10 protein-coding genes are annotated in these 10,479 nt (G+C 39.1%); 4 read left to right on the forward strand and 6 right to left on the reverse strand.

Annotated features, from left to right (window positions below; translation table 11 throughout):
• Nucleotides 1-277 precede the first annotated feature (277 nt).
• A complete protein-coding gene (locus L2748_RS12465) occupies nucleotides 278-922 on the reverse strand; it encodes a DUF2913 family protein (protein ID WP_220780165.1) in 645 nt (214 codons plus the stop codon).
• A 13-nt stretch (nucleotides 923-935) separates the two neighbouring features.
• On the reverse strand, nucleotides 936-1,223 hold the full coding sequence (locus tag L2748_RS12470; protein WP_220780166.1) for a hypothetical protein: 288 nt from the start codon (nucleotides 1,221-1,223) through the stop codon (nucleotides 936-938).
• A gap of 240 nt (nucleotides 1,224-1,463) precedes the next feature.
• Between L2748_RS12470 and L2748_RS12475 the strand changes: the two genes are divergently transcribed.
• Together L2748_RS12475 and L2748_RS12480 are read left to right on the forward strand one after the other, a co-directional pair.
• The gene (locus tag L2748_RS12475) at nucleotides 1,464-1,799 is read left to right on the forward strand and encodes a hypothetical protein (protein ID WP_220780167.1); all 336 of its coding nucleotides are present in this window, start codon (nucleotides 1,464-1,466) and stop codon (nucleotides 1,797-1,799) included.
• Nucleotides 1,799-2,719, forward strand: a complete 921-nt coding sequence (locus L2748_RS12480) for a site-specific integrase (RefSeq protein WP_220780168.1) — start codon at nucleotides 1,799-1,801, stop codon at nucleotides 2,717-2,719. The genes L2748_RS12475 and L2748_RS12480 overlap by 1 nt, the downstream gene beginning before the upstream one ends.
• A 974-nt stretch (nucleotides 2,720-3,693) precedes the next feature.
• Here L2748_RS12480 and L2748_RS12485 read toward each other — a convergent pair.
• Nucleotides 3,694-4,137: a DUF302 domain-containing protein gene (locus L2748_RS12485; protein WP_220780169.1), complete on the reverse strand. Its 444-nt coding sequence runs from the start codon at nucleotides 4,135-4,137 to the stop codon at nucleotides 3,694-3,696.
• A 119-nt stretch (nucleotides 4,138-4,256) separates the two neighbouring features.
• Nucleotides 4,257-4,496 (reverse strand): DinI-like family protein, encoded by a 240-nt coding sequence (locus L2748_RS12490; RefSeq protein ID WP_220780170.1) that lies wholly within the window; start codon nucleotides 4,494-4,496, stop codon nucleotides 4,257-4,259.
• 448 nt (nucleotides 4,497-4,944) lie between these two features.
• Here L2748_RS12490 and L2748_RS12495 point away from each other — a divergent pair, with 448 nt between their 5' ends.
• A complete protein-coding gene (locus L2748_RS12495; RefSeq protein ID WP_220780171.1) occupies nucleotides 4,945-7,617 on the forward strand; it encodes a TrlF family AAA-like ATPase in 2,673 nt (890 codons plus the stop codon).
• 172 nt (nucleotides 7,618-7,789) lie between these two features.
• Here L2748_RS12495 and L2748_RS12500 read toward each other — a convergent pair whose 3' ends face one another.
• Nucleotides 7,790-8,080: a hypothetical protein gene (locus L2748_RS12500; RefSeq protein ID WP_220780172.1), complete on the reverse strand. Its 291-nt coding sequence runs from the start codon at nucleotides 8,078-8,080 to the stop codon at nucleotides 7,790-7,792.
• A gap of 555 nt (nucleotides 8,081-8,635) precedes the next feature.
• On the opposite strand from L2748_RS12500, the gene L2748_RS12505 reads away from it, so the two are divergent.
• Complete coding sequence (locus tag L2748_RS12505; protein WP_220780173.1) at nucleotides 8,636-8,950, forward strand: FxLYD domain-containing protein; 315 nt, start codon at nucleotides 8,636-8,638, stop codon at nucleotides 8,948-8,950.
• Nucleotides 8,951-9,166: 216 nt separating this feature from the next.
• On the opposite strand, the gene L2748_RS12510 is transcribed toward L2748_RS12505, so the two are convergent.
• Nucleotides 9,167-9,958, reverse strand: a complete 792-nt coding sequence (locus L2748_RS12510; protein WP_220780174.1) for a PD-(D/E)XK nuclease domain-containing protein — start codon at nucleotides 9,956-9,958, stop codon at nucleotides 9,167-9,169.
• Nucleotides 9,959-10,479: the final 521 nt, after the last annotated feature.

The raw sequence follows: 10,479 nt of genomic DNA on the forward strand, positions 1-10,479 counted from the left end.
TGACGAAGATCAAAAGCTGAAATAAATAATTAATATTGCGCCATACAATACCGCGCTAGGAACAAAAACCTCTGAAAAGCGATAGAAAGGTAGCAACTCCCGTAGCGCTGCTGACTTATCCTTATAAACCAGCCCATAGCCGACCGCCACCTCATTCGACAACAGCAAATACACTCCACAGTGTATCGCCCACATCAATGGCAAAAACACAAAATAATGACCACCCGTAATCAACAAGATTAATGGCATTAAACAAAACAGCAATATACCAAACACCTCAATCCTGCGAAGCATTTGGCATATTTGATGATGGCGACGACTTCTTTTTACTTTCACCGACTCGACTCTTTGGATGTAATAACAGATGGACTTGCTGCATCGTATCATTAATCTCATGAACCTCAGCAATAAATAAACCCGTATTATTAACCATTCCCTCTAACTCATTCGCTTTCGGTGACTCAAGAAATAATGATATTGGCGCAACCTGCTCACCATCATCACCAAAGCAGTTTTCTATATGAGCTTGCAACAGATAAATAAATCGAGGTTTACGCACTTCATTTTCAATAATAAACCGAGAATCTATTTTATATTGATACTTCATTATCTCTAATAAATCAAACAGGCGTTGAGCATCAGTTACATTTCCCATTTCTTTTAAAACATGAGCATGAATATCGTTTAGCTTCTTTTCTAAATCACCACCCTTACTCCGCCCAATAATAAGCAGTCGCTTCAATTCTACTTTTGCGTTTTTACAATTCCCGTCTTTTAATTTAGGTTTAATGTATCGAACTAGAATTTCATTTCTTTTCGCCCGAGACACAAACCCTTTCAATTCTGAAACAGACAAGTAAAGATACAATAAAGAATCCACAACTATTGTTTCAATAAGATTAAAATATTTTACATCACTCACGCATCACCCTTAATTATTCATCGCCCACATATTCATTTATCTCAACAATCTTCTTTCTCGCCCAAACTAACACTTCACGTTTAATCGCTGATAAACATTTGCCATTAAGTTTATGGCGTTCTTGTTCCCAATTACTGCAACTGGTTAAGACAGCTATACACTCTAATGAGTGATTAGATAGATTCACCACTCGCAATGTAAGCATGAAACCTTCCAATATTACAAATTCACACCACTCGTTAGAATCATACTTCCACGACACCTCGCAACCATCTGGTATATCTTTAACATTCTCGTTCAATTACACATTCCATAATTAGATTGAAACAGATAGCTATTATAATGCATTGATGCAATACACAATATATTTTTTTATTCAAAGCTACGTTTATTTGGCAATAAACCGCACCTTTTCACAAAGCCCCCTCCTTCAATGCTGCGCCAATTAATAACATCTCAAAAGATAAAGCCTCCATAACACTGCTCCAAGTGCAAAGCTCTCCCTCTGGGTCCACCGCTGGCGAACCCATAGGGAGAGCAGTTGCGGCAAGGCTTTCGCCAGTATATTATGGTCACAATTTCGGAAATACCATTTTGGCGCAAAATTTTGGTTCATAATAAACTCAGCCACAACGTAAATAAACACGTTCTGCACCAGAACGATATTGATTTACTTAAGCATGAATTAGCCGTTCGCAAGAAATGCCGCTTATACAAGTCAAAACTTGACCCGTATAAACAACATATTCTTCTATTGCGTCATGCTAATGTCACTTTTGCTGGAATAGCTTACTGGCTGTCTACAAGGAAAGGGATTACCATGACACCAGAAGCTATTAGTATAAGAGTTAGAAAGTGGAGTCTGGAGCACGAATAATGAAAGTTGACAAAATTAAGAAAAATCTGCAAAGCCAATCCTTTCGCTTCTTTAATCAACATTACAACGGTTTGGGAAGTAATAAAGCTAATGAGCCAGATAAACTACGAAGCCACAGTTCTTTTTACAAACACATTGAAAAAGCCGCCTTTGCCGCAGAAAAAATGGGAGTAAAACGGCTAAAGCATATTACGGTTGAACTGGCGCAGAAATATCTTGAAGATAGAAGGGAAAAGGGAATTTGCCAAAAAAGCTTAGCTTTTGAGCGACTCATGTTAGAAAGGATTTTAGCTAAATTAACACCGGACTATAAATTGGCGCAGGTTACTGAGATAAAAAAAACGGTAAAGCCAAAATCTGAATCAAACAGAGCTTATACCCAACAACAAGTCGAATTAATCATGTCAAGACAAAGCGCTTACACTAAACTTTCTACTGAAATTGCATTTAATGCAGGACTCCGAGCATTTGAACTTTTGACTATTCGACGAGCAAATGAAGCTTTACCATCTTCTCATCGAAAATGGAGAGATGATTTATTTATTGGACGAGATGGTGTTCGGTATATTGTTACTGGTAAAGGCGGCTTAAGTAGAACAGTTGTTATTTCTCATGAACTATCACAACGTTTAGAGGAAAGACGACTTAATACTCCTGTCTTAATAAAAGACCGACATTCAAAAAAAGTTTTACAACATTATGCACTATCGGGCGGACATAAGTTTTCTCGCTCTTTCTCTAAAGCAGCAATAAAAACATTAGGGTGGTCACATGGCGCTCATGGAGTTAGGTTTTCATATGCACAAGAACGTATGAATAATGGTATTCAAGGCATGTATCATGAAGACAAACAATGTATTGTAAGTCAGGAAATGGGCCATTTCAGGCCTGAAATAGCTAACCGATACTTAACACCATAGAAGCACGTTAATAATCTCAATAACTAATCAAATCGTAAGTACACACCCTTCGGTGACGACATTAAAATGCCGAATTAACAGTAAGCCTGTTTCTGCTTTGCTTTCCCCGCAGGGTTAGCGCTCTTCTTTTTGCCTATACTCTCCTTTAAATCCAAATTAATAATAGCTCAGCTAAACACCTGTTTAGCCGAGCAAGTAAACACCCTTACGGGTGAAGTTAAGTTTGTTCAACATCAAACGCTCTATGAAAAAGCAATCATCACTCGCCACTATAACGAGAGAGTCTCTATCACGGTTGCCTTCGACAGAAGAACAGTAAAACGGTTTACGCGTCTAATTTATTACAGCTGAGTTAGCACAACATTCAATTTATCCCTTTTTATGAGCATAAATGAACGAAGGAAACCAACCCGTAACGCTTAGGCTAAGTGTACTTTGTGTATCCATGTCATGATTATTCTCCAAATAATAGGCGAGAAAGATCACAACCCTTATGGGATATGATTTTCCCATAAGGTAGATAACAAAAGTTAAGGCCGATGAATACACATCGGTGCTTCAATTCTTAAGAAAGAAGCTAAGTTAAGGACACCCCAATCAGCGAGTTAACACCGAACGCGACACATTTCGTGGGGCCATTTAAGGCTATTGCCGTGTGCTTCACACTATAAGTCAGTGAGCAACTATTGAACGTAATTAGGTTAACAGAGTCGTTCTGGAATGCAAATTAAAAAAGGCAGTTTTTGAGGAGATACTCTAGATAATCACTGGCCAAGACCTTGATGATCTTGACCAGGATTAATTGGCTTAACTATCCATCAATATTTAATTACCAGCTAACCAAATATTGATACGTCATAAATGACGATTAGCATTTAAGTCGCTTCGACTGTGACAGCAGTAAATGAGCAATACTATTGGTCACTTTTTGATATTATCAGTGAAAACAGCATGTTCAAAGTTATTTCAGCGCTTTAAATTGCAGCTTTATTAGCAATGTTCATCAATGTGCTAGATATTGCAGTGATAACCTTATCGCATCCTTCAATTTGATGCCTAGATTTGATGTATTCAAGCTTGTTGTGATAAATCCAGACCTTTCCATCAACCTCACTCACTAGGAACTTTAGAGGCAAATCTATACCACTCACAGATGAACACTTCATTAGCAAAGAACCAGCCTTTGGATTACCCACGATTAACAGCTCTGACGGCGCGATGTCTATCCCCACGTTTTTTGCCCCCCTTCCATGGTCTATTCGGTTAAAAACGGTTAACCCATTCATTTCAGATATATCAATTAACCGATCTGTTGTTGTTGGAACATCATACTGACTTTTCACACGCTCTAAACCGTCACTAGCCTTAGCTGGAACAACTATTAAAGCAGTAAACATCATTCCTAGAATCAATCTCATTACAGCTAATCCTTTTATAATTATTCACAAAATCAGTGCATAACTCTGAATAAAAACTGGTATAACTTTTAATCAATATCTAATATCACATTTAGTGAAATTTGTTCCATTATCCGCCATTAATTTTCCGTATTAAGCCAGTCATTAGCATCTTCGAACATCTCTTCAAGCAGTTTAACTATATCCGCCTTACTGTTCTTAGGTCCAGCTTGCACTGATACATCATTTGCATTTCCTAACCTTACTCTTACATGTGCATCAGGATAATGACGCTGCATCAGTGTTGTAAATTTTTCTGTTACTTTTGCAAGACCATTTTTTGGTAAACGATCTTTTATGAGCATAAGTTCAATTCGCATTTGCCACCTACCTGCAATCTATTACTGTATGAAAAAACAGTATAGATATGCAGTTACAGTTATCTGTGACTCAAGTCGCAAATTCATATTCAGCCTTTATATGCGCAGATCTATTACTTTACGAACTCAATCTATCATTTTTCATTACTAGGCCCTGTCATTACTAGGCCCTGAAACTGATTTATAGACAGAAGCTTGTTAGTGCTAAGACTCTAAAGGGGGATAGTGGTATTAGGAAAAGTAAGGTGACCAAATAAAGTTTATACAGACCCCACATATCCCCACCACGCGTCATCAACAACACTCTAGACTGTTTAATCTAGAGTCTACGCCCAAAGTCCCAGCGTCGAGTTAGCTTAATTTGAGCTAACTCTGTCGACTAGATCAACAACTAAGCGGTTATTACATATATAATCGGTGGCATTAAAAAAACAATAAAGAGACCACGATGATAGGCTCAACTTGGAACAAGTGGGACTTACACATACACAGCCCATTCACACATCAAAACAACCAATTCGGTGCTGCATCTCTCGATGAATATGCCAATAAGTTAAACGAATCAGGGCTTTCACTAGTTGGCATCACTAATTACTTCTTCTTTGCTGACAATGAACTTGAGCAAGTTCGTGAAGCTATTCAGCAGAACGGTTTCAATATCAAAGTTCTTGGAAACTTAGAGTTTCGAATCTCACAGCCAAATAAAGATAGTGAGTTCATCAACATACACTGTGTTTTCGCAGAGCACCTAAGCACCGCCCAAATAAACGATGTTATGTCAAAACTTAGGGTAAAAAACACGACTCTAACGCATGGTGCTATCTACTGTGAACAAGCAAGCCTTAAGCACCACGCGGTGAAGGTCGAAGAGGTCATTATTGATTATGCCGAACTTGAAGAACACCTTTCGCAGAACTTCAAACGAGGTATCGACTATTTTATGGTTGTCTGCCCAAATGGGTATGGTGGGTTCAGACCAGACATAAAAGAAGGTCGATCTCTCGCTTTAGCGAAAGAAATTGATAAGTTTGGTGATTTAATTTTCGGAACGACAGAAAATGATCGTGCATTCTTCCTATCTAGTAGAGGCTCAAATCTACCGCCTAAACCCGTGTTCTCCTGTTCCGACGCACACGCAATGCAAGATATTGGAACACTATACTCTTGGGTTAAAGCAAGACGTACATTTGAAGGGCTGAGACAAGTTCTGATTGAACCGGAAGAACGCATACAAATCGTGGATGACTTCGTAGAAAGAAGCTTCCAAAAGCCATATTTCAAATCAATCTCATTGAATGGTACCCTTTTCCCGAGTCAAACTCTTCAATTCAAAACAGCGACCTTGCTACTTAACAAAAACATGGTTGCGATTATCGGAGGTCGAGGGACCGGTAAGAGTATACTGCTTGACTCTATTCGTTCTAAGTTCCCAAATACCCCTACAACACCAGGTTTAAGAACTGTAGAGGCAGGTGGCCTTACGATCACTTTGAACCAAGGAGATGACTCGGAGATACTCTTCAATCAGCCTGCAAATGTCTACTCGTACCTTCATGTTAGTCAGGGAGACATCCAGCATATAAGCCAAAAACCGGACGAATTGAGCAATGAGATCAAACGTATGCTAGGACTTCATGATGCTACATTTGACCAAACTCAAACTCAGTTCATTCAAGATTGCCTAGCAAAATACAGAGCTTATATTGATTACAGAAACACTACCGACTCTCAGGGAAACAGAATTAACAATGAGAGTCATCAACAGAATGTCATCAACTACAACATTGAGCTAATCAAGACTCTTACCAATCCCCAAAACAAAGGGCTGATAGAACAGTACCAGCGCAACGTTCAGAGCATCAACCAGTTTAATCAATTCGTTAATCAGTGCAGCCAAACGCTACACAACATAAAGATCTCGATAGACCCGTTAAACGCATCTATAAGCAAAATCAGTACAAACCCTCAGCTAACGACGCCTGTTCCGAATGTAGATTATTCTGCTACAGTAGTAGCTCTTCAGAGCAACATAGATCTTTTGAGCCAGAACTTAGCGGCTTTAGCTAAAGAAAACGAAACAATAACTGAAGAGTTTAAGAAGCAGGGTATCAATCAAGACATTTCGTCACTGCTCAACAAAGTGAATGAGTGCCAGACTCAAATAGATGCAGCTAACAACAAGCTAAAAGAAATCAAAGAAAAGAATGATCAGTATTTCACTCTGGTAAATGACCGTAAGATTTTTGCTCAACAGTACCAAGCTTTCCAAAATAATCAGAAACATGCGATAGATTCTGCCTTCAATAAGCTAAATCAACACCAAGACACTTGGAACCAAGAACAGAATCAATTGGTACAAGACATACTAACCGACATCAACATCTATGGTTCGCAGTCGTTTAATCTAAAAGCGTTTTACTCCGGTCTACTGAATTGTCTAAATGGGGGCAAGTTTAGAGGTACAGCGAACCAGCCTCCTCTAGACAAGCTCAAGCAGACTTTCAATATCCACAGTATTGATGACTTCTTCAAGCTACTAATGAATGAAATCATCATCGAGATCCCTGAGAGTGACACACCTATATCTCTAGAGGACTTTTGTTGGAGGGATGAGTACTTCAACCAAGTAGGCAGGTTCGAATTGCTAGAATACCTCTATAAACCACATAGAGTTCAAACATACCTTCACGTCAATGCAGAGTTTAAATACAAAGACAAAACTGTAGACAAGCTTTCAGTGGGGCAACGAGGAACATTCTATGTATGTCTCAAGCTGGCAACGGACCCATTTGGCTCACCATTCATATTTGACCAACCAGAAGATGATTTGGACAACGACTTCATAATGAAGCAGTTAGTACCTCTGTTTCGAAGAATCAAAAAGTACCGTCAGGTAATTATCGTCACTCACAATGCTAACTTGGTGGTGAATAGCGACGCTGAACAGATCGTGATCGCGAACAATGAAAGCGAAGTTCTCAGTTATCAATCTGGAGCCGTTGAAGATGGCCCTATAAGTTCCGCCAATAGTATCCGAACTCGTGTATGTGAGATTCTTGAGGGTGGTGGCTATGCCTTCGAACAACGAGAAAGAAAGTATGGGTTAACCATGAACAGATAAACCTACACTAACTAGTGCGAAATAAGTTACATTTCGCACTGTTTAACAAGACTCGTTTAATTTGTGATGTTTGTCATTAGCAAAACTATTGCAAAGTGAAAGTAATTTACTTCAAGGATAATATTGCGCTAACTATTATTGGGGCTGATATTAACTAGGAACGATACCGCCCTTAACTCTCATTAAGGGCACTTGTTACTTCTCGTTCTATTTCAGACCAGGAAAATAGCGCTGCATCAATCCCCTCTTTTGCATGAGCATTCCAACCTCGAAGCCTAGGCAACTTGAGCCAGATGAATTCTTCATCCTCGATGCCAGCTTGTTGGTAATAAGCAATCAGTTCGGCATCAAAGCAGTCCCTTACTTCACCACACCGGCCACACATTCCAGTATCAGAAAGAAAATAGTTTTTAATTGGCTGGCATTTGTCGCAGACATTTGGGTTTTGAGTAGGTTGGTCCATAATTCATCTCTGCAGGGAAAGAGGTAAACATCCATGTGTTTACAGTGAATGTTGGCGCTTATATTTACCAGAAAAAACTGTTATTGGTAAACAATATAGCCAAAGCGGTAAACTTTTGGTCTAAATCAGCGAATTATTACCAGTGATCACTAAGCTTTTACCAGTAAATCTAAACTCAGTGGTAATGGCATTTTAAAATAAAAAGTGGCTTGGCAGGGAGGAAAACCACTGCCACGAAGTGTATATGCCAGCTTTCAGGCATCTCGCTCCGCTTACATTAAGACGAAGCCTTAATAATCCAAAAAAACTCTAAGGCTTGAGTCTAAAGGGTTAACGTGACTGTGTTTGTATACCTAGTTTACCTACGGTTTAACCGTGACAGTAAACACTCTGGATCTAACCCAAGAGACTTAACCCCTAATTTACAAGTAAGGTATAACCTATATCCATAATAATGCATACGTCATCACAAATGTAAATTATAAAAGAAGTAAAACAATTATAGGCTTAGTATAATTTATGAACACTAAATTCCAACACTTATGAGGTTTTACAATGAAATTTATTCTTACTTTACTTATTATTCTTCCCCTGTTTGCATCTGCCAATTCAGACCTAATCACTATTTCTAATGTAAATTTAGAACAAACTAGAACAGGAATGTATTCCCTAAAAGGTATTGCAACAAACGTATCAGACACCCCCCTTGGAAGTGTATTTATTACTTACAGCACTTATAATAAAGGCGTTAAAGTAGAAGAATCTCCAGACGTAGTCAGCACTCTGAATCCAGGTGAACGATGGGAATTTGAGATCATTTTGACCAAACCGTTTGATAACTACAAATTACAAGAAATTAAAGTATTCTGATTAATATAAACACACTGTTCCATATATTCATCATACTATATATGATTCAGCGTGCTAAATAGTTCTTTCCAGTTGTAACGTAAGCTAATTATAGAGAGCTCAAAAAGCACTGGCCTAACGCATTTTTGGACTGAAATCAGTTTTAGTGCCGCGGTGGCAACCAGATATGTGGTACGCTCTTCTTTGCCCGTCCGACAGCAACCGCTTGTTAGTGCTTTAGTGCTCAGGAGTGATAAATACTGTAATTGGCACTCCATTGAGCTCTTTTGTAAGGTCATTTTCAATCCCTCGAGGATTTGCTACCCTTCCTTCAGGATCATAAACAAAGCAAACAAGAGTGCTACAGTCAGGGTGAGCCTGGTATCGTTGAGAATCTATTATAAGCTGCTCTCCGACCTCTTTCGCCGATAAACCCTGCCTTGTTTTCTTTATCTCGATTATTATTTTTTCTTCTTTAAGCAAAAAGTCTACACGCGACGCAGCGCCTGCGTAGCTTGGAGTGTATTCTTCTGCCCTTACATCATCGAAATAAATACGGAGTAGTGAGTGAAATAAGTCTTGAACATCATACTCATCTTCAATTTCTATTGTATCTCTCGATGCGTATCTAGAGCGAAGTTGTCGCGCCACTTTATGAAAACGGCGAATAAGCAATTCAACTTTATCAATGGCGGATAACTCTTTAACATGAGATTCTGGCTCGTCTTCCCAGTAATCTTTCACTTCATCTATTAGAGATTCCAATACTGAAATAGCTGTTCTTACACCTCTACGATAAGCGTCATCAAAGGCTGAATCAGGTGTTCCTGATGTAAAAATTGTTAAAGAATAACGAATATCGGTAAAGTCTTCTGAGTGCCTAGTGCCCTCACCAAAAATTCGCTCTATGGCCACTTCTGTATCTCTACGCCATTTTTTGAAGTCCTGACTCCCTCGAAGAGAACTAGCCAATTGGCTAGCTCTCTCCTTTAAGTTTTCAAGCCTTTCAATTGCCTCAGGTTTGTTCAATACCTATTTCTCCTTGAGCACTAACAGCATATTAGGCGGAACACCGAATAAGAACTGTCTTGATAATAAAAAGCGGCTTGGCAGGGAGAAAAACCACTGCCACAAAATGCACGTGTCAGCTTTCAGGCGTCTCGCTCCGCTTACATTAAGGCGGTGCCTTAATAATCCCCTCATCGATGTGTAAAAACCCCTTTAGGGCTTGAGTCTAAAGGGGTTAACGTGACTGTGTTTGTATACCAAGTAACGTACGGTTTTACCGCGACGGTATTATACATAAAAAAGGTTGAAAAATCAGTAGCTTTTACATCCAACTCACTACAGGTTGCTGTTACACGATCCTTGATAGAATTTTGATTAATTCGCGTGGACTATATTAACGGTGTCTAGCCTGGATACATCAATGTTGTCCTTTATCGAACGAACACTTATACCGTAAGCGATCAATATAGGACGGTCTTGTCAGATTCTAATAAGTCTGCATTAGATCTGAGGTAAGCGGGTTGTCCGCAAACTTAGCCTTC

Source organism: Shewanella sairae (assembly GCF_023283535.1).
GTDB classification, from domain to species: domain Bacteria; phylum Pseudomonadota; class Gammaproteobacteria; order Enterobacterales; family Shewanellaceae; genus Shewanella; species Shewanella sairae.

Excerpts from the sequence above, each read along its gene's own strand:
- L2748_RS12480 (WP_220780168.1), top strand. The coding sequence starts at position 1,799 with ATGAAAGTTGACAAAATTAAGAAAAATCTGCAAAGCCAATCCTTTCGC.
- L2748_RS12485 (WP_220780169.1), bottom strand. The coding sequence starts at position 4,137 with ATGAGATTGATTCTAGGAATGATGTTTACTGCTTTAATAGTTGTTCCA.
- L2748_RS12490 (WP_220780170.1), bottom strand. The coding sequence starts at position 4,496 with ATGCGAATTGAACTTATGCTCATAAAAGATCGTTTACCAAAAAATGGT.
- L2748_RS12495 (WP_220780171.1), top strand. The coding sequence starts at position 4,945 with ATGATAGGCTCAACTTGGAACAAGTGGGACTTACACATACACAGCCCA.
- L2748_RS12500 (WP_220780172.1), bottom strand. The coding sequence starts at position 8,080 with ATGGACCAACCTACTCAAAACCCAAATGTCTGCGACAAATGCCAGCCA.
- L2748_RS12505 (WP_220780173.1), top strand. The coding sequence starts at position 8,636 with ATGAAATTTATTCTTACTTTACTTATTATTCTTCCCCTGTTTGCATCT.